Genomic DNA, 19,321 nt, shown 5'->3' on the forward strand with positions numbered 1-19,321 from the left:
TGGGGCTGATGGCTCGTTACAGACCGAGCACGAGTTGGGCAATGATATTGCGCTGGATTTCGTTGGACCCGCCGAAGATCGACAGCTTGCGCATATTGAAGTAATCCCCGGCAGAGGGGGTTGCGTCTATCGAGCCTGTGCGTGGGCCGTTGTAATCCAGTTCCAGTGCTTCGGGAATATGGGCAATGGAATCCTGGCCGCCCGCCTCCATCAGCATTTCAAACAGCTGCTGGCCGATTTCGGTACCGCGGATTTTGAGAATCGACGCCTGGGGCCCGGGGCCACGCTTGTCGGTCAGCACCCGCAATACCGTCAGCTCAAGGGCCCGCAGTTCGGCATCCAGCTGCGCCAGCCGGTCACGGAAACGGGTGTTCTCAATCAGCGGCCGCTGGCCGTCCTGCTCCTGACAGGCCACCTCTTTCAGGCGCTTCATCATGGCTTTCCACTGGCCCACATTGGCCAGGCCGGTACGTTCGTGACCCAGCAGGAACTTGGCGTAGGTCCAGCCCTTGTTTTCCTCTCCGACGAGGTTCTCGGCAGGCACCTTCACATTGTCGAAGTAAACCTCGTTTATCTCATGCTCCCCGTCCAGCATGATGATGGGCTTCACTTCGATGCCCGGGGTGTTCATGTCAATCAGCAGGAACGAAATTCCCTGTTGCGGCTTGCCTTCATTGCTGGTCCGCACCAGACAGAAAATCCAGTCCGCATGCTGTCCCAGGGTGGTCCAGGTTTTCTGGCCGTTGACGACGTAATGGTCACCTTCAAGCTTGGCCGAAGTACGCAGTGAGGCCAGATCCGAACCGGCACCGGGTTCAGAATAGCCTTGGCACCACCAGTCTTCACCGCTGAGAATGCCCGGCAGGAAACGTTTTTTCTGCGCTTCGTTGCCGAATGTCATGATGACGGGCGCGACCATACGCAGCCCGAAATCCAGCTGGCGGGGTGCACCGGCAAGGGCACACTCTTCCTCGAAAATGATCTGCTCAACCGGGCTCCAGCCCGTGCCGCCAAACTCTTTCGGCCAGGTGGAAGCGCCCCAGCCCTTATCAAACAGAATTTTCTGCCAGCGTTCGGTCATCGCCTTGTCCGGGCGCAAACGTTTCTGCACCCGTTCGCGAATGTCGTCTGGCAGGTTTTCATCAAGAAACTGGCGAACTTCAGCGCGGAACGCTTCTTGTTCGGGGGTGTAATTCAGGTCCATGTTGCACCTCTTGTCTGGTGGCTGAGGTAAATGGTTTTTGGAGCTGCCTGCTGGTCATTACTGCCGGGCCTGCGGCTCTTGTTGGTTGTGCCGGGCGGGGAAACCCTTTCAAAACACGCTCCTTCGGCACATCCATGTGACGCTTGGACTCCGCCATCCATGGCTCCGTACAGTTTTGAAAGGGTTTCCCCGCCCGGCACTTCGAGTCTGAGCGTGCCTGCCGTTGCGAATTGCAAGAAGCGGTCGCGGCACAGCATTCAAAAGTTGCACCTGTTGGCCATTGCACAAAGCTATGGGCGGCTGTTGGGTAGGGGGCTCCAAAACCGTGCGGAGCCATGGATGGCGGAGCTCGAGCGTCACATGGACGTGCCGAAGGAGCGCGTTTTGGAGCCCCCTACCCAACAGGTGCCTCCACCCAAGCAATAGGCAAACAGAGCTTTAGGCCACCTCAAACAACCCGGCAGCACCCATACCGGTACCGACGCACATAGTAACGACGACGTATTTAACACCACGGCGCTTGCCTTCGATGAGGGCGTGGCCGACCAGGCGGGAACCGGTGGTGCCGTAGGGGTGGCCGACGGCGATGGCGCCGCCGTTGACGTTCAGGCGGTCCATGGGGATGCCCAGTTTGCGCTGGCAGTAGAGGACCTGAACGGCGAAGGCTTCGTTGAGTTCCCACAGGCCGATGTCGTCGACGGTCAGGCCGGCACGCTTGAGCAGCTTGGGAACCGCGAACACCGGGCCGATGCCCATTTCGTCGGGCTCACAACCGGCCACGGCGAATCCGCGGAAGATGCCCAGCGGGGTGGCACCGCGCTGTTCGGCGATTTTGCTGTCCATCAGCACGCATGCAGAAGCACCGTCGGAGAACTGGCTGGCGTTGCCGGCAGTGACTACGCCGCCTTCCATTGCCGAGCGGATCTTGCTGACGCCTTCCAGGTTGGTGTCGGGGCGGATGCCTTCGTCCTGGCTGACGGTGACTTCCTGGCTGCTGAGCTGGCCGGTGGCCTTGTCGGCGACGCCCATGGTGGTGGTAATGGGCACGATTTCGTCGTCGAACTTGCCTTCTTCACGGCCCTTGGTGGCCAGGTTCTGGCTGCGGACGCCGTATTCGTCCATGTCTTCTTTCTTGATGCCGTAGCGCTTGGCCACGGTTTCGGCGGTGTCCAGCATGGACCAGTACAGCTCCGGCTTGTTCTTCGCCAGCCAGGGTTCCATGAAGTAGTTCTGGTTAACGTTGGCCTGGACGGTGGAGATGGACTCAACACCACCGGCAACCATCACCGGCACCCGGTCCACGGCAATGTGGTGGGCTGCCATTGCAATGGCCTGCAGGCCGGAAGAACAGAAGCGGTTGATGGTGGCGCCAGCAACGGAGACTGGCAGGCCCGCGCGGATCGCGCCCATGCGGGCGACGTCGTTACCGGTGGAGCCTTCGGGCAGGGCGCAGCCCATCAGCACGTCTTCGATTTCGTTGGGATCGACTTTTGAACGCTCAACCGCGTGTTGGATGGCGTGACCAGCCAAGGTAGCGCCGTGGGTCATGTTCAGGCCGCCGCGCCAGGATTTGGCCAGGGGCGTGCGGGCGGTGGATACGATGACAACATCATTGGACATAATAATTCTCCGAATAAATTCGTGGACCGGTTATTTGCTATCGAAACCCTTGCCTTCCTCAGCGCGCTTGGCCAGCAGCGCTGCGGGCTCCCAGAAACCTGGCTGGGTGTGGCGGTCTTCGGTAAAGGCCTGCATGGCGCGAACCACGTTGGGCAGTCCGACTTCTTCGGCGTAATGCATGGGGCCGCCGCGGAACACGGGGAAGCCGTAACCGGTCAGGTACACCATGTCGATGTCGGAGGCGCGCTGGGCGATGCCTTCGTCGAGAATCTGCGCGCCTTCGTTCACCAGGGCGTAAACACAACGCTCGACGATTTCCTGGTTGCTGATCTTGCGCGGAGTAATGCCCAGCTCGGCGCGGACGTCGTCCACCACCTTGTCCACTTCCGGATCATGCAGGGCGTTGCGGTTGCCCGGCTCGTAGCGGTAGAAACCGGCGCCGGTTTTCTGGCCGTAGCGGCCCATTTCGCAAAGGCGGTCTGCGACGACCATCTTCACCATCTCCGGGTTTTCTTCATACTGGCGCTTGCGGATGGCCCAGCCGATGTCGCCGCCGGCCAGGTCAGCCATACGCAGCGGGCCCATGGCAAAGCCGAACTTCTCGATGGCCTTGTCGATCTGTTGCACGCTGGCGCCTTCTTCCAGCATAAGCAGGGCTTCGCGCTGGTACTTGTTGATCATGCGGTTGCCGATAAAGCCGTCGCACACACCGGAAACCACGGCGGTCTTCTTGATTGCCTTGGCCAGTTTCATGGCGGTGGCCAGTACGTCCTTGGCGGTTTTTTCGCCGCGAACCACTTCCAGCAGCTTCATGATGTTGGCCGGGCTGAAGAAGTGCAGGCCGATGACGTCTTCCGGGCGTTTGGTGAAGCTGGCGATCTTGTTGAGATCCAGGGTGGAGGTGTTGGAGGCCAGGATAGCGCCTGACTTGCAGACCTCATCCAGCTTCTCGAACACGGACTGCTTCACGCCCATTTCCTCGAACACGGCTTCGATCACCAGGTCCGCATTGCTCAGGTCGTCATAGCTCAGTGACGGCGTGAGCAGTGCCATTTTGGCCTTGGCGTCGTCTTCGCTCATGCGGCCTTTCTTCACGCGGCCTTCGTAGACTTTGCGGATGGCCTCAACACCACGGTCCAGGCCTTCCTGCTTCATTTCCACCAGGGTCACGGGAATGCCAGCGTTGAGGAAGTTGATGCTGATGCCGGTACCCATGGTGCCGCCACCGATAACACCCACGGACTTGATGTCGCGAACCGGAGTATCGGAGGGCACATCAGCAATCTTGCTGGTCAGGCGCTCGGAGAAGAAGGCGTGGCGCAGGGCGCGGGATTCCGGTGTCTGCATCAGGTTTACGAAGGCTTCGCGCTCCACTTCCATGCCCTTGTCGAACGGCATGGTCACCGCAGCCTTCACGGCTTCAACACACTTCAGCGGGGCGGGGTAGTTCTTGGCCATGGCGCCGACGGTGTTCTGGGTGAACATGAAGAAGCCTTCCGGGTTGGGGTGCTTCGCTTTCAGGTCACGCACTTTTTTCAGCGGCAGGTTTTCGCTGACCACCTTGGTGGCGAAGGCAATGGCCGCATCCAGCAGTTCGCCGTCAACAATCTCGTCAAACAGCGCGCTGCCCTTGAACTGTTTGGCAGGTACGACACTGCCGGACACAATCATGTTCAGGGCGTGTTCGGCGCCGATCACCCGGGGCAGGCGCTGGGTGCCACCGGCACCGGGCAGCAGGCCCAGTTTCACTTCCGGCAGGGCAATCTGGGCATCGGGTTTGGCTATGCGGTAATGGCAACCCAGGGCCAGTTCCAGGCCCCCACCCATGCAGGCACCGCTGATGGCCGCGATTACCGGCTTGCGGCTGGTTTCCACGTAGTTGATCACGGTGTTCAGGTTGGGTTCGGCGGAGGCTTTGTCGCTGCCGAACTCGCTGATGTCGGCGCCGCCGGAGAAAGCACGGTCGGAACCGATCAATACAACGGCCTTCACGGCGTCATCGGCTTCCGCCGTACGGATGCCGTTCACAATGCCCTGGCGCAGGGCCAGGGCCAGGCCATTGACGGGCGGATTGTCGAGTCGGATGACGGCGATATTGCCGTTGACATCATAGTGGGCGGTACTCATTGGGCAGCTCCCTGATCTGGAATCGGGTTGATCGTCGGTATGAAGACTCGCGTTGAAATCTCCATACACTGGTGTATTGTTGATCCATACACTAATGTATGTTTTGGGCAGGGTCAACGGTTTCAAATTCGTGACTCCTGTTCATGTAGAATGCACCCGCAGGTTTCCAAAACCGCCAGCAGCAGGATCCGACCACCGAATGACTGACGCCCGACAGACCAGACCACGCAAGACACCGGTAAAAGCGCAACTGACCCGTGACGACTGGCTGGACGCCGCCGCCGGGGAAGTGGCTGCTGGCGGTTTCGGCCACTTGCGGGTGCTGACGCTGTCGAAAAAACTTGGCGTTACCCGTGGCAGTTTCTACTGGCACTTCAAGGACCATGAGGACCTGGTGGTCAGCTTTCTCGATCGCTGGCGAGACCGGCGCCTTCATGAACTGCAGTACTGGAAGCCCAAAGGCGGGGATGTGGAAACCGAGCTGCGGCAGATTCTCGAGCTCCTGCTCACGGATGCCTCCCGTAACATCCGCCGCCTGCAGGTGGAGCTGGCGGTACGGGACTTTGCCCGCCGCAACGACTATGCCGCTGATCTGGTCACCGAGGTGGATGAGGCCCGTATCAACCAGAACTGTGAGCTGTATGAGCGTCTGAGCAGTGACCCCCAGCGGATACGGGACCTGTCTCTGCTGATGTACGTGGCGACCATCGGCTCCCAGGTGGTGCTCACGGGCAAGAAGGGCGACGCCGAGACCATCCGCCGGGTGGAAGACCTGATGGCGCGCCTGGCCCTGGGGCAGCGTGATGACAATTAGACGGCTGGCGCTGGCGGTGATGGGCGCTTGCGTGGGTTCTGCCTTTGCCGCATCCGCCCATGACGCCTGCGTGGAAGACGCGAAAACCGAACTGGAAGCGCTTTACTGCACCGTCGTCAGCGAAGGCCAGGGCGCCGGGTTGCCGTCGCCAACGGATTTCAAGCGCAACGATCCACAGGTCCAGGCGCTGCTGTTACGTCGCCCTGCCGGGCGTCTGGGCCTGGAAGTGCCGCAGCCCGGTACTTCAGCAACGGCTGACTCCAGAACTCAGTCTGAGCAAGCTGACCCAGAGCCCGAGGTGGCTGAGCCGGAGGACAATCCACCGGCAGACAGCGGTCAGCTGGCGGATTGCCGCCTCGAAGGCCAAAGAATTTCCTGCCCAGGACGCCGTTTTGAGCTGGCGATCAACCAGTCCAACAATAAGCTGGCGAATGGGGTTCTGGAACCGGATAACCGCCTTGGGTTGAGTTCATTCGAGGGCAACCGCAATGACGAGGAAGCGGTGCGGCGTTACCTGTCCGACGCCTACGATCGGTACATCCCCAAAATGGTGAATATTGGCCTGGGCGCCAACACCATGAGTTTTACCGCGTTCCATAACGCCTTCCACACCATGGAAGACGGTGGCGTCGACTTCGCCCGGCGCATGGAGCGGACCTTTACGCTGCTCAAGCAGGACAAAAAGCACCTGGCGGTAAAGTCCCGCTATCACGACGAGGTGCCGGACGACCTTTCCCTGTGCACATTCATCAATCGCGACATCCTTGTCTGCGACAATGTAGGCACCAACTGGGTCTACGTCAGCCGATCCCGCTAGTCTTCAGTCTGCCTTCAGGAAGTCGTTGAGGTAGCCCGCCACCAGTGCCGGCTGTTCTTCCTGCAGAAAATGCCCGGCTTCGACCTGTTCTACACGTAAAGACTCAAAACATTCCTCGATGTGGTTGAGGTACTCCGGAATAATCACCCTGTCTTTGTTGCCGTAGATGTACATGGAGGGCATTGGCCAGCGATGGGCTGCCGTTGTCGCCCAGCGTCTGGCGTCGTCGGGAAAGGTCCGGTAGAAGTTGGAGCTGGTGCCGGCGGTGCCCGGAGTTCGGAAGGTACGCAGGTATTCGTCGAAGGCGTCCTGTGGGAAGGGCTCGTCGCTCCAGGTACGCAGGAAATGCCCCAGCCAGGTTTTTTCGGCACCGGGAATCATCGCCTCGGGCAGCCCCGGCGTTTGCATGAAGTGCTGGTACCAGTAGGCGGCACCACTGCCGGAGCGGACCTTTTCGATTACTTCCTGATTGCCCTTCAGATTGTTGATGATGGCAATGTTCATGATCACCATCCGCCGTACCCGCTGGGGTTCGGCCAGGGCCACTTCCTGGGCGACAATGCCGCCCCAGTCATGGCCCACGAGCTGGAAGTCTCCAATGCCCAGGGTGTCCAGCAGGCTGATCACATCCTGCGCCATTTCCTGTTTGCGGTAAGGTTCCACCTCCGGGGTGCGTTCACTGTCGCCCAGCCCCCGCAGGTCCGGGGCAATGATGCGAAACCCCGGTTTCAGGTGTGCAGCAACATGCTCCCAGCAGTAGGAGCTTTCCGGCCAGCCGTGGATCATTATCAGCGGCTGGCCTTCGGGGTTGCCGCCCTCCCGCCAGGCGAATCGGCCCCGGGGCGTTTGTTGCTGTTTCGGGTCGGACAGGTGCATTGCGGGACTCCGTGTCTGTCAGTGGTACTGGTGCAAAACCATAAACGTCCGGAAAGGCCGGCGCAATCAGACAGTGTTCGCCGGCCGGCCCAGATCCCGCAGCACGGTTGCCACAACCATGGGACTCCACAGCAGTCGATGATGGCCCAGGCCACGGGTGCGCAGCACCTTGGCGGTCTCCCAGTTGTTGTAGACCTTGTCGCTTTCATCGGGTGAGATCGAGGTGTCGTCGTCATCGATCACGATCAGACCCCGTTGGGTGAGAGAGCGGGATAGGACTTCCAGGTCCAGTTGCTCCCAGACAGATTTGCCAAAACGCTCTTCCATCAGTTCAAGATGGACCGCCAGAACGTCCCGGCTCAGCCCCAGTTGCCGCCCCAGGTTGTCCATGACCGCGCGAAGGCTTAACGGAGGAGCCAGCATCGCCACGTAGTCAGCCTGCAGGCCATCCGCGATGGCCCGGGCAATGGTAATGGAACCAATGGAATGCGCGAGAACTCCGTGAACCCGGCCAACACTGGCCGCCACCCTGGCCGTGACTTCGGCCATTTCAAACAGGTCGGTGCTGTCGCCCTGGGCGCGGCCGTGGGCCGGGGCGTCGTACAGCACCACGCGATAGCCCGCTTCCACCAGGGGGTTTACCCAGGCGCCAAACTGGATGGCGGCTCCGGCCCAGCCATGGACGCCAAGAATGGCTGGTCCCTGGCCCCAGGAGTAAACCGGGATGGTGCGGGCACCAGACTGGAGCTGGGTATAGCTGTCGGCGCTGTCCAGCAGGTATTCATAACGTATCGGCAGGGGCAGGCGGGATGGCCTGAATGCCATGCGATTGACCAGCCTGCCGGCTTTGCGGGGTGACACCCTGCCATACAGCTGGAGCGCCAGCCGGGTGGCTGAAAACCCGCCACTGCGTGGAGCCACGCGAGCGACGGGCTGTTGAAAGCTTGCTGATTGAGTGTTCAGTTGTGAGGTCATGGTGAAAGTCCTTCTTCCTGCATTGGTGGATGACAGGTTCAGATTAGGACTTGCGGCTTGCCAGCAGGAGTGGCATATTTGACATATAAAATGCCAAAAGGGCCAAATCCGTGTTCAATATTGCGATCGTTGCCTTGCCCAACTGCCATGCCTCAGGCGTGCACGGCGTGATGGATTTCTTTACTGTGGCCAATTTCTGTGGCCGTGCTCCCGTCGGGCACAGTGAACCCCTGTTCAATTGCCAGGTGGTAACGGTAGACAACGAACCCGTTCGTGGTTACAGCGGCGCTGTGGTAACGCCGACCATACGCCGGGGCGACTTTCGGGCCGATCTGATTGTGGTTGGGTCCTCTGTGGAGGCAGCCGTCGGGGCGGAACACCTTGAGCGCACCCTGGCGCCAGCAAAACCACTGTACGGCTGGCTGCGGGAAGCATTGGACCGAGAGGCAGTCATTGCCAGTGTCTGTACCGGCAGTTTTGTACTGGCGGAGGCGGGGCTGCTGGATGATCAGGTGGCCACTACCCACTGGCGGGCAGCGCCGATGTTCCGTCGCCGATACCCGCACCTGCGCCTGGAAGAGGACCAACTGCTGGTGGACAACGGCCAGATCATCTGTGCCGGCGGCGCTACGGCGTTTGTGGACCTGTGCATTTACCTGGTGGAGCGTTTTGCTTCGCCGGCCATTGCCCTGGCCTGCAGCAAGATGCTGGTACTGGACGGCCGTCGAACGGAACAGACGCCTTACATGGCGTTCTACAGCCAGAAAGCCCACCAGGATGATGCCATCCGCAAGGCACAAAGCTGGCTTGAACGGCATTATGCCGACTCTATCACCATTGATGAGGTGGCTGCGGTGGCCGGCCTTGGCACACGCACCTTCAAGCGCCGCTTCAAGGAGGCGACCGGGGAAACGCCCATTGGCTATCTTCAGCATTTGCGAATCGAAGCGGCCAAGCACCTGCTGGAATCCAGCCGTGAACAGACGGCGCGTATTATCTGGAGCGTGGGTTACGAAGACGCCAGTTCATTCCGGAGGCTGTTCAAACGCACGGTAGGTTGTACCATGGAGCAGTATCGCAAGCGTTTCAGTTATGTATCCCCGCATGCAGCATAGACCCTGGCCAGCCACCGAACCGAATAGGAACCCCATGCCCGGTAAAAACTCTACCCGCCTCAACAAATACATCAGCGAGAGTGGCATGTGTTCCCGGCGGGAGGCGGACCGTTATATCGAGAACGGCAACGTCGCTATCAATGGTAAAGCTGCCCAGGTGGGGGATCAGGTCCTTCCGGGGGACAGGGTTACCGTTAACGGCCAGCTGATCGAACCCCGGGACGAGGAAGACCTGATCTTCATCGCCCTGAACAAGCCCGTGGGCGTGGTCAGCACCACCGACCCGGCGGAACCCCGGAACATCGTCAATCACGTCGGCCACGGTGAGCGGATCTTCCCCATAGGCCGCCTCGACAAGGACTCCCAGGGGCTGATTTTCCTCACCAGCAACGGCGACCTGGTCAACAAGATCCTGCGGGCCGGCAACAACCATGAGAAAGAATACCTGGTGACTGTCAACAAGCCGGTGACGGCAGAGTTTGTCCAGGGCATGAGCGCCGGTGTGCCGATCCTGGGCACGGTCACCAAACGCTGCAGGGTGGAGAAGGTCTCCCGTTTCGTGTTCCGAATCACCCTGGTGCAGGGCCTGAACCGGCAGATCCGCCGCATGTGCGAATTCTTCGATTACGACGTCACCAGACTCGAGCGCGTGCGCATCATGAACATCAGCCTGAAGGGCCTGCCGGTGGGCGAGTGGCGTGACCTGGGTGAGAAGGAGTTGGCTGGCCTGTTTGAGATGATCCGGGACTCGTCATCGGATGTCAGTCCGGACACCCGCAGTGAAACGAAGAAACCGGCGGCTAAAAAGCCGGGCAAAAAATTGGGTAAGCCGCCCCAGGGGGCCGGTGGCAGGAATGGAAAGGGGGGAGCCCCGGGAAAACCGGCCGGCAAACGCGGCAAGCCCCCGCGGCCGGGAAAACCCGCTAAACCGGTAAAGCCACGGAAACCCCGCAAGCCCAGCGTCAAGCGTTAGCATAGGTTCACTTCCGTACGGCACCCGGGTGCCGCTGCCGCTATGCTGTACCGTTTTTCACTCCTGGCCGGATACTCTGAATGTTTGAAGCGTTTGTCAGTACCTATATCAGCAGCACGATCCGTTTCCTGTTCCTGCTGGCACCGTTCTTTGTGGTGACCATGTTCCTGGCTCTGACCCGGGGCCTGCCGGCGGCCGAAAAGAGCTCGATTATCCGCCGCTCCACTGTCTCGGCGCTGATCCTGGGGCTGATACTGTTCTTTGCCGGCCCGGTACTGTTCAGTGCCATTGGCATTACCCTGAACTCATTCCGGATCGGTGCCGGAAGCCTGCTGTTCCTGACGGCCATCAGCCTGGTTACCAGTGGTACCCGCAACCACGCCACCGGGCTGCCGGACGAGGACCGTGACGATATCGCCGTAGTGCCCTTGGCGATACCGGTGATGATCGGCCCCGCCACCATTGGTGCTATTCTGGTTTACGGTGCCGAGTTGAGCAGCGTATCGGAGGTGCTTGGAGGCCTGCTCGGGCTGGTGTCAGGGCTGGTCATACTGGCGGTACTGCTTCACCTGTCCGGTTACCTGGAAAAAGTCCTGGGCAAGACCGGGTTAAACATTCTTTCCAAGATCAGTGGTCTTATTCTGTCTGCCATGGCGGCGGAGATCGTGTTGACGGGGATAGCCGGATTCATGGCGTCTGTTTGAGTAATTTCGGGGATGATCGAGGCTGATGACCATAACAACCGTTGAACACAACCGCCTGCGTCAGAACTTCGAGGGCCTGTCTTCGGTCTGGCTGTTCGGTTACGGCTCGCTGATCTACAAGGTGGATTTCCCGTTTATCGAGCAGCGCCCGGCGACCATTGAGGGCTGGGCGCGGCGTTTCTGGCAGGGCTCCCATGATCATCGCGGTACTCCGGAAGCCCCGGGCCGGGTGGTGACCCTGATCGAACAGCCTGGTGCCCTTTGCAAGGGTATGGCCTATCGGGTATCACCGGAGGTGTTCGAGCACCTGGATATAAGGGAAAAGAACGGTTACCTGCGATTCAGCACCCCCATGGTTTTTCACGACGACAGCAGCGCCGAGGGCCTTGTCTACATCGCTACTGCGGAAAACGCCGCCTTTCTGGGGCCAGCCCCTTCCGTCGATATTGCCCGCCAGATTGCGCGATCGTCAGGCCCCAGTGGTCCCAATAGCGAATACCTGCTGAAACTGGCGGAGGCGCTCAGGGCCCTTGGCGATCACGACCCTCATGTCTTTGAGCTGGAGTCTCACCTGCGTTGACGCCACTGGAAAGGGTCAACCGGCGCAGACAAGTGTAAAGACGCTCATTACCAGAGTAAAAGAAGTGCAAAGCGCCCCCGCTTCACCTGACATCACCCGGTGATATCGTGGATACGACAGTGGCTATCATCCCGCAGAGCAGGGTGCTCAGCTGCTCATCGATGTGACCCGCTGAGTATCCGGATTAAAGTTTCTGGCCGGCGCCCTTGAGCGGCGCCGGTGTTGCTGCAGGCCGATCAGAATCAGGGGCACCACGATCATGGTGCTGCCGGCCAGGAACCACAGGTCCGGCACTTCCGAGAACCAGATCCAGCCAATGCCAACCGCCCAGATCAGCCCGGTGTATTCGGCGCTGGTGACCTGGTTGGCATCGACCTGTTTGTAGGCCAGCAATACGGTGATGTTGTAGCCCAGGATAAACAGGGCCGAACCCAGCGCACTGACAAGTATCGAGTTGTCCCAGGCGGCGCCTTCCCAGATGGCCAGGGCACCGGCGGCGGGGATGATCAGCAGGTAGTTCAGCAGCAGTTTATGCACTGTGGTCTGCTCTTTGGGCAGCTTGCGTACCATGACGGCGTTGATGGACAGAGTAAGGGCCGCTGCCAGAGCAGCGATGGCCGCCCAGTTGAACTCGACCGGCCGCAGGATAACGACAATGCCGGCGAAGCCGCTGAATACGGCGATGACGCTCAACGGTGTCAGTTTTTCCCGGAATACAATGGTGGACAGCACCATGACCAGGATAGGGGCGGCGTAGAAGACGGCGTTGGCAGTGGCCAGTGGCAGGTTGGCCAGGGCAACCACCATGCATAGCAGGCCTGCCAGATGGATATGCGCCCGCACGGCATGGATTCTGAATCCGGTGAACAGGTGCTTCCTGTTGAGCTGTCCGGCCAGGGGCAGCAACAGCAGCAGGGTGATGACGCAGCGCAGGAAGGCAAACTGGAAGATGGGGGCGCCGGGTTCCATCAGTTTGATAAAGACGTCAGATATGATGGCCATGGCGTTGCCGATCACCAGCAGAAGGATTGCACTGTTTACGGTTTTGCCTGACATACGACTCCCCTTGAACTCTTTGATATCTAGCTTCGGTGCATTCGCCGGGCGGGTAGGCCTCTCCGAAACACGCCTCAAGACGTCCCTGTTCGGCTCGGGCTCCGCCATCCATGGCTCCGCACGGTTTCGGAGAGGCCTACCCACCCGGCTCCCTGAATGCTGTGATGGCATTCTATCGGTGTGCTAATATCCGATAAAATGATCTTTAATCCATCGGTATTAGAAAAATAGATAATGAAGCTTCCACCCCTGAAATCCCTGCCCGTCTTTGAGGCCGTTGCCCGGTTGAACAGTTTTTCGCTGGCCGCCGAAGAGCTGGCTGTGAGTCAGAGTGCGGTCAGTCATCAGATCAAGCAGTTGGAGACCTACCTGGGTGAGAAGCTGTTCTGGCGCAGTGGCCGAACGCTGGCACTGACTGACGAGGGGCGGCAGTATCTGGATGGCATCGGTACGGCGTTGTTGCAGATTGAGCGGGTGAGTGAGCAGTTGCTGGGGCATGAGGAGTCGCGGTTGCGGCTTTCAGTGTTCAGTTCGTTTGCGGTGCGCTGGCTGGTGCCGCGGTTGCCGGATTTGCAGCGGGAGCACCCGCAGCTGGAGCTGTCGCTGGAAATGAGCAGTGAGAATCCGGTGTTGTCGGATCGGGTCGCGGACTGTTTTATTACCATCAAGCCGGCGTCGGCGGCGTTCAGCTATGAATTGCTGTACATCGAACGGCTGTTTCCGGTGTGCAGCCAGGATTACTGGCAGCGGATCCGGCGGGAGCTGGGGCGGGATTCAGAAATCGAGGGGCGGGATGAGCCGGAGTTGTCACCGGAGGAAGTGTCCCGGTTTCCGCTGCTTTCCACCCACAGTATTTTCGACAAGGCGGCCGGTGACTGGGAGGCCTGGTATCGCGGAGTGGATCAGGCCATTCCCGGCACGGCGCGGATCCAGCATTTCAGTCATATGTTGCTGGCGCTGGAGGCGGCGCGCTTTCATCAGGGGATCGCGCTGACCAATGATTACATGCTCAGCACGCGCAAGGATTCGGGGGACTTTGTCCGCTTGCCCAGCCACTCGGTGATGACCGGTGACAAGTTCTACTTTGCCTGGAAAACCAGCCGCCGGCGCGAGCGGGGAATCCAGATTTTGCGCCGTTGGCTGGTGGATGAGGCCATTCGGGGTGGTCTCAGGGCGGAGTGAGTGTCAGAGATACTGGTAACGAAGCAGCCTGTGCTTGATGCGTTCAAGGATCACCTGGTCAATCACCGCAGCCAGTATCGCAATCACTAGGATGTTGGTCATCACTCCGGTCATGTCCGCAATCTCGCCGGAATAGGCCAGGGATTTGCCCAGGCCGGCGCTAAAGCCGACGATCATCTCGGCCGAGATCAGAGCGCGCCAGGCATTGCCGAAGGCCAGCTGGGCGCCGGTGATCAGCTCCGGGGTCACCGCCGGAAAGTAGACCCGCCTGAGCATCTGCATCTTTGATGCACCCATCACTCGCGCGGCCGAGATATGCACTTTCTCGACGCTCTCGGTAGCATTCATCACGCTCAGGGCGGTGGGGAAGAACGCGCCGATGGCCACCACCACAATGATCGGCAGGTTGCCGAAGCCCATCAGGATCAGGAACAGCGGCACCCAGGCAATGGACGGGATGGATTGCAGGATAATGATGGCGGCCTTCAGGGTGCTACGCACCATGTCGAGGGTGCCCCCTACCAGCCCCAGAACAATGCCAAAGAACAGAGCGGCCCCGTAGCCGATACCGAGGCGGCTCATGCTGTTGCCAAGTCCCTCGTAGAAGTCGCCGCTGTTCAGTTCCTCCCACAAACGCTGCAGGGCCACCGGTACATCCGGCATCAGGAAGTCCGGCAGGAACCAGGCCGCCACCTGCCAGAAAAACAGGATGATGGCGATAGCGGCCACATAGGCCCGTTTGCTGGCAACGCCGGTTGGCTGAGTGCTACTCATGCCTAGAGCTCACGCGCCTGCTGCCAGGACAGGTCCAGCAGGGCATCGACATCAAACTCGCCTTCCACCTGAAGAATGCCCTGTTCCTGCATGATGGCCGCCAGTTCCCGCATGCGGCCGATATCATCCTCGGTCAGCTTGGCACTGAAATCGTTGGTCTTGATGGCTTCGGTGATCACCTGTTCGCTGGGCACGTCGCCCTGATTGCGGGACTTTACGACCGGCTCGCGGATAAAGTAGTCGGTGATATAGGGCGCTGCCTTCTCGGGGCTGCTCTCAAGCATATCTATGGCTTCGCGCTGAGCATCCAGGGCTGACCAGAGCACCTCCTTGCGGTTTTTCAGGGTTTCGCCGGAGGTGATCACCACCATGCAGGGGAAAGGCCAGACTTCACCAATCTCGTAGATCTGTTTGACCGGCGCCACCAGCTGCGCAATACGGTCATAGGGCTCGAACAGGAAGGCGGCATCCACGCGGCCACCGACCAGTGACTGCACGGCCACGGAAGGGGCAACGCCCATGATATTCAGATCCGACGGTTCCAGTCCGGCATTGGCCAGCATCACGCCCTTGAGCACGATGTCTGCAGTGCTGCCCTGTTTCTGGGACGCCAGGCTCTTGCCCTCGAGATCCTCAACCGACTCAATGCCGGAGTCCTCGCGCACCAGCAGGGAGTGATAACCGCGCTGGGCCCCGCCGACGATTTTCAGATCTGCCCCCTTGGAAGCCCAGGTAAAGGCGTTGGAGAAGCCGAGTACGCCGATATCCAGCTGGCCGCCGACAATCCCCTTGATCAGATCAGTGCCCGAGGTAAATTCGATCAGCTGTGCGTCCAGGCCATACTTCTCATACAGGCCCGCTTCGTAGGCCAGCATGGCCTGGGCATCGTCCATGACCCGGACATAACCGACGCGGAATTCTTCTGCTGCCGTTGTCGGGCCGGCGACAGCCAGGCCCAGCAGCAAGGCAAGCAGGGGAGCCATTAAAGAGCGTTTCATGCTGTTTCTCCTTGAGAATCTTTGGGTTGGTGTTCGTCAGTGTCAATGCCCAGCAGGTTCAGTACTTCCCGACGGACATCGGCAAAAGCGGACAGGTCGTGGGTTTTGGGAATATGCCCCAGTTCAACTTCCTTGAGGACGGTGGCCGGGCGCTGGCTGAAAACCAGCACCCGGTCTGCCAGATAGAGGGCTTCATCCACATCATGGGTGACCAGAACCACAGTGGGTCGCTCTTCCTCGATCAGATCCTTGAGGACGCTTTGCAGGGTCATCCGGGTCAGCGCATCCAGGGCACCGAAAGGCTCGTCCAGCAGCAGTACCTTGGGGCGGGCAATAAAGGCCCGGGCCAGGGCACAACGCTGCCGCATGCCCCCGGAAACCTGATGGGGGTAATAGTCTTCAAAACCCACAAGCCTGACCCGTGACAACCATTTACGCGCCTCTGACAGGGACGTGGCGCGGGGTTTGTCCTGGAACTCCAGCGCCAGGGCCACGTTGTCCAGCAGGGTCATCCACGGGTATAGGGCGTGTTCCTGGAACACCAGCGTGCGTTCAGGTGAGGGCCTGGCTACCGAGGCGCCGTCCGCAGTCAGGGCACCCGTAGAAGGCTGCTGAAGTCCGGCCAGCATGTGTAACAGCGTGGATTTTCCGCAACCGGATGGGCCTACCAGGGCAACGATCTCGCCGTTGCGGATGGTGGTATCGAATTGCCTGATCACATTCAGATCGCCGAAGGACTTGGTGACCTGGCTGAATTGAAGTTTCATATAGCCTGCCGGAATATCTATATATTCTTAAATGAAATAACTAAAACCTATTTTATAACTAAAAGTTCTTGAGAAAAAGTGCTTTGCGGGGCTGTTTTCATAGGATTTGGCAATTGCGGTAAAAGGTGAAAGCAATAATGGCGTGGCGTGGGGCTAAGATTGAGGCGGGATGACAGCCGAACCCGGTGAACCGGGTCCGGCTGAAAGAGATTACTCTTCTTCTCTGGGGGGACGCTCCACGACTTTACGCTTGCCCTTGGCGCATCGCGACAGCGCTTTCAGGCCATCGGCATCAAACGCGTCCACGCGGATGACGTCGTAGAGGGCCTCCAGGGCTTCCAGGAGCTTGTCGCATTCTTCCTTCTTCACAACACCCTGATCACAGGCCCAGTCCACCAGTTCCTTGCGCTGATGTCCCATCAGCAGATCAATGCCGCCCAGCTCGTCTTCATCACGGTTACGAAGGGCTTCGTGGAGGCGCGCGCGCATGTCGCGAGTTTCGTTGGCCAGCCGGTAGGCGTTCAGCACGCGACCCAGCGGGTCTTCCGGATCGGTATTGACGTAGCTGCCACGACTGATGCGCTGGCGCAGGGGCGTGTCCTTGACGATACTGGCGGCAACTTCCGCGCCCAGCGTGTCACTGGGTCCGTTCAGGCCGGTAGCGCCCAGTGGGAACACCAGTATCCGCATCGGCCAGCGCAGCAGAGGCACCGGGAAGTTGATGATCAGTTCGCGCATGGACGTCTTGAGATCCCGCAGGCTGGTTTGCAGGCACCAGTCCACCAGAGGGCGCTGGTCGTCCGGGTAGCCTTCCTCGTGCCATTGCTTGATGACCGCGGTGGCGTAATACAGGTGTACCAGGCAGTCTGCCATCCGCCCGGACAGGCGCTGGCGGGCCTTGAGGCCGCCGCCAACGGTGAGCAGAGTGACATCCGTCATCAGTGCAAAGGCGGCCGAAAACCGGGCCAGCTGACGATAGCTGGACTGGATGTTGCCCTGGCGCGGAACCGGTTCCAGCAAGCCGCCGGTCAGGGCGAGTACCAATGATCGCAGGGCATTGCGGGTGGTGTGGGCGATATGGCGGTAGAAGATGCCATCGAATTTCTCGACCGCCGCCTTCTTGTCTTCCATGCCTGCCGCTTCGATTTCTTCGACAATGAACGGGTGGCAGCGAATTGCCCCCTGGCCAAACACCATCAGGCTGCGGGTGAGGATATTGGCGCCTTCAACGGTGATGCCGATGGGCACTGCCTGGTAGGCACGGGCGAGGAAGTTGCGGGGCCCGGTAATCACGCCCCGGCCGGCCACCACGTCCATGGCGTGGTTGATTACAATCCGCATCAGGTCGGTATTGCGGTACTTGAGCACCGCTGAAGGCACGGAGGGGCGCACGCCCCGGTCCAGCATGCCGGAGGTGAGTAATCGCGCGGCGTCCATCATGTAGGTGTAACCGGCGATCGGCTCAAGGGCTTCCTGAACCCCCTCGAACTGGCTGATGGAACGGCCAAACTGTTCCCTGGTCAGGGCGTAGGAGCCGGTGGCCAGGCTGGCGACCTTGCCGGCGCCGGTGCCCAGGGCCGGCAGCGAGATGGAACGGCCGATGGACAGGCATTCCAGCAGCATCTTCCAGCCCTTGCCAAGCATGTCCTGGCCGCCGATAACCTGGTCCATGGGGATGAAGACGTCATTGCCCCAGGTGGGGCCATTCATGAACACGGTATTCATGGGCAGGTGACGGGCACCGGAGTGAACGCCTTCCAGGTCCTGGGGAATCATCACACAGGTCACCCCGATCTCATCGGAGTCACCCAGCAGCCTGTCCCGGTCGTACACCTTGATGGCCAGTCCAATCAGTGTGGCAACCGGCGCCAGGGTAATGTAGCGCTTGTTCCAGGTAACTTTCAGCCCCAGCACTTCCTTGCCATCCCACTGACCCTTGCAGACGATGCCTTTGTCCGGAATGGCACCGGCGTCGGAACCGGCCACCGGGGAGGTCAGTGCAAAACAGGGGATTTCCTCGCCGCTGGAAAGTCGCGGCAGGTAATGTTCTTTCTGGGCATCGGTGCCGTACTCCATCAACAGCTCCCCCGGGCCGAGGGAGTTGGGCACCATGACAGTGACGGCGGCGGACACGCTGCGAGTGGAAATCTTCATCACGATTTCGGAATGCGCGGTGTGTGAGAAGCCTTTGCCGCCCTGTTCTTTGGGGATCATCAGACCAAAGAAACCGTTCTCACGAATGAACGTCCAGACCTTGTTGGGCAGGTCGTAGTCTTCGTGGGTGATTTTCCAGTCATCCAGCATGTCGCAGAGTTTTTCCACCGGCCCGTCGAGAAAGGCCTGCTCCTCACTGGATAGATGAGCGGGTTTTGCGTCCAGTAACTTTGACCACTCGGGCTGGCCGGAAAACAGTTCCCCGTCCCAGTCCACAGAGCCCGAACGGAGGGCCTCCTCCTCGGTGTCGGAGAGCTTGGGCAGCCTGCCTCGCACCCAGCCAAGAAGCGGCGCACTCAACTTCTCGCGCCGTATGTCTCCCGGTATCAGCAGTACCAGGCTCAGGGCCAGAAGGCCGCCACCGAACAGAATACTGAGGATGTGCCAGCCATCCTGGAAAAGACCGACAACCGTTGCGATTACCAGGACTGTGGCGGCGGTGGTGCCGCCGATGCCGAGGTAGATCAGTACCAGCGCACTGAGGAGGAGAAGCAGAACACTCATGGGCGGATCTCCGTATCGAAA

The 19,321-nt window shown here is 60.0% G+C and carries 17 protein-coding genes; 7 read left to right on the forward strand and 10 right to left on the reverse strand.

From position 1 onward, the window contains the following. Positions 1–16 precede the first annotated feature (16 nt). From DIT71_RS05975 to DIT71_RS05985, 3 genes are all read right to left on the reverse strand, one after another. Positions 17–1,204, reverse strand: a complete 1,188-nt coding sequence (locus tag DIT71_RS05975; protein ID WP_114612276.1) for an acyl-CoA dehydrogenase family protein — start codon at positions 1,202–1,204, stop codon at positions 17–19. A 438-nt stretch (positions 1,205–1,642) separates the two neighbouring features. Further along, positions 1,643–2,824 carry an acetyl-CoA C-acyltransferase gene (locus DIT71_RS05980; RefSeq protein WP_114612277.1) on the reverse strand — a complete coding sequence of 394 codons (1,182 nt, stop codon included), beginning with the start codon at positions 2,822–2,824 and terminating at the stop codon, positions 1,643–1,645. A 30-nt stretch (positions 2,825–2,854) separates the two neighbouring features. Next, the gene (locus tag DIT71_RS05985; protein WP_114612278.1) at positions 2,855–4,951 is read right to left on the reverse strand and encodes a 3-hydroxyacyl-CoA dehydrogenase NAD-binding domain-containing protein; all 2,097 of its coding nucleotides are present in this window, start codon (positions 4,949–4,951) and stop codon (positions 2,855–2,857) included. Positions 4,952–5,150: 199 nt separating this feature from the next. On the opposite strand from DIT71_RS05985, the gene DIT71_RS05990 reads away from it, so the two are divergent. Both DIT71_RS05990 and DIT71_RS05995 read left to right on the forward strand, forming a co-directional pair. Continuing rightward, entirely contained in the window at positions 5,151–5,765 is a 615-nt protein-coding gene (locus tag DIT71_RS05990) for a TetR/AcrR family transcriptional regulator (protein WP_114612279.1), read from the forward strand. After that, positions 5,755–6,582, forward strand: a complete 828-nt coding sequence (locus DIT71_RS05995; RefSeq protein ID WP_227537967.1) for a hypothetical protein — start codon at positions 5,755–5,757, stop codon at positions 6,580–6,582. The genes DIT71_RS05990 and DIT71_RS05995 overlap by 11 nt, the downstream gene beginning before the upstream one ends. A 3-nt stretch (positions 6,583–6,585) precedes the next feature. Here the strand turns inward: DIT71_RS05995 and DIT71_RS06000 are convergent, their stop codons facing one another. Then, positions 6,586–7,458 carry an alpha/beta fold hydrolase gene (locus tag DIT71_RS06000; RefSeq protein ID WP_114612280.1) on the reverse strand — a complete coding sequence of 291 codons (873 nt, stop codon included), beginning with the start codon at positions 7,456–7,458 and terminating at the stop codon, positions 6,586–6,588. Positions 7,459–7,524: 66 nt separating this feature from the next. Continuing rightward, positions 7,525–8,433 carry an alpha/beta hydrolase gene (locus DIT71_RS06005; RefSeq protein WP_114612281.1) on the reverse strand — a complete coding sequence of 303 codons (909 nt, stop codon included), beginning with the start codon at positions 8,431–8,433 and terminating at the stop codon, positions 7,525–7,527. Positions 8,434–8,543: 110 nt separating this feature from the next. Here DIT71_RS06005 and DIT71_RS06010 point away from each other — a divergent pair, with 110 nt between their 5' ends. From DIT71_RS06010 to DIT71_RS06025, 4 genes are all read left to right on the forward strand, one after another. Then, complete coding sequence (locus DIT71_RS06010; protein WP_114612282.1) at positions 8,544–9,548, forward strand: GlxA family transcriptional regulator; 1,005 nt, start codon at positions 8,544–8,546, stop codon at positions 9,546–9,548. A 34-nt stretch (positions 9,549–9,582) separates the two neighbouring features. Next, complete coding sequence (gene rluF / locus DIT71_RS06015; protein ID WP_114612283.1) at positions 9,583–10,521, forward strand: 23S rRNA pseudouridine(2604) synthase RluF; 939 nt, start codon at positions 9,583–9,585, stop codon at positions 10,519–10,521. An 80-nt stretch (positions 10,522–10,601) separates the two neighbouring features. Next, a complete protein-coding gene (locus DIT71_RS06020; RefSeq protein WP_114612284.1) occupies positions 10,602–11,225 on the forward strand; it encodes a MarC family protein in 624 nt (207 codons plus the stop codon). A gap of 25 nt (positions 11,226–11,250) precedes the next feature. Beyond that, positions 11,251–11,805, forward strand: coding sequence for a gamma-glutamylcyclotransferase (locus tag DIT71_RS06025; protein ID WP_114612285.1), 555 nt, complete (start codon positions 11,251–11,253; stop codon positions 11,803–11,805). 147 nt (positions 11,806–11,952) lie between these two features. Here the strand turns inward: DIT71_RS06025 and DIT71_RS06030 are convergent, their stop codons facing one another. Continuing rightward, complete coding sequence (locus DIT71_RS06030; RefSeq protein ID WP_114612286.1) at positions 11,953–12,861, reverse strand: DMT family transporter; 909 nt, start codon at positions 12,859–12,861, stop codon at positions 11,953–11,955. 234 nt (positions 12,862–13,095) lie between these two features. Here DIT71_RS06030 and DIT71_RS06035 point away from each other — a divergent pair, with 234 nt between their 5' ends. Beyond that, positions 13,096–14,043 (forward strand): LysR family transcriptional regulator, encoded by a 948-nt coding sequence (locus DIT71_RS06035; RefSeq protein WP_114612287.1) that lies wholly within the window; start codon positions 13,096–13,098, stop codon positions 14,041–14,043. Between the two features lie 3 nt (positions 14,044–14,046). Here the strand turns inward: DIT71_RS06035 and DIT71_RS06040 are convergent, their stop codons facing one another. From DIT71_RS06040 to DIT71_RS06055, 4 genes are all read right to left on the reverse strand, one after another. Next, positions 14,047–14,817 carry an ABC transporter permease gene (locus DIT71_RS06040; protein WP_114612288.1) on the reverse strand — a complete coding sequence of 257 codons (771 nt, stop codon included), beginning with the start codon at positions 14,815–14,817 and terminating at the stop codon, positions 14,047–14,049. A gap of 2 nt (positions 14,818–14,819) precedes the next feature. Further along, positions 14,820–15,815, reverse strand: a complete 996-nt coding sequence (locus DIT71_RS06045; protein ID WP_114612289.1) for an ABC transporter substrate-binding protein — start codon at positions 15,813–15,815, stop codon at positions 14,820–14,822. Then, positions 15,812–16,582, reverse strand: a complete 771-nt coding sequence (locus DIT71_RS06050) for an ABC transporter ATP-binding protein (RefSeq protein ID WP_114612290.1) — start codon at positions 16,580–16,582, stop codon at positions 15,812–15,814. Before DIT71_RS06050 ends, DIT71_RS06045 begins: the two co-directional genes overlap by 4 nt. A gap of 210 nt (positions 16,583–16,792) precedes the next feature. Beyond that, positions 16,793–19,300, reverse strand: coding sequence for an acyl-CoA dehydrogenase (locus tag DIT71_RS06055; RefSeq protein ID WP_114612291.1), 2,508 nt, complete (start codon positions 19,298–19,300; stop codon positions 16,793–16,795). Positions 19,301–19,321 lie beyond the last annotated feature (21 nt).

Source organism: Marinobacter vulgaris (assembly GCF_003344045.1).
GTDB classification, from domain to species: domain Bacteria; phylum Pseudomonadota; class Gammaproteobacteria; order Pseudomonadales; family Oleiphilaceae; genus Marinobacter; species Marinobacter vulgaris.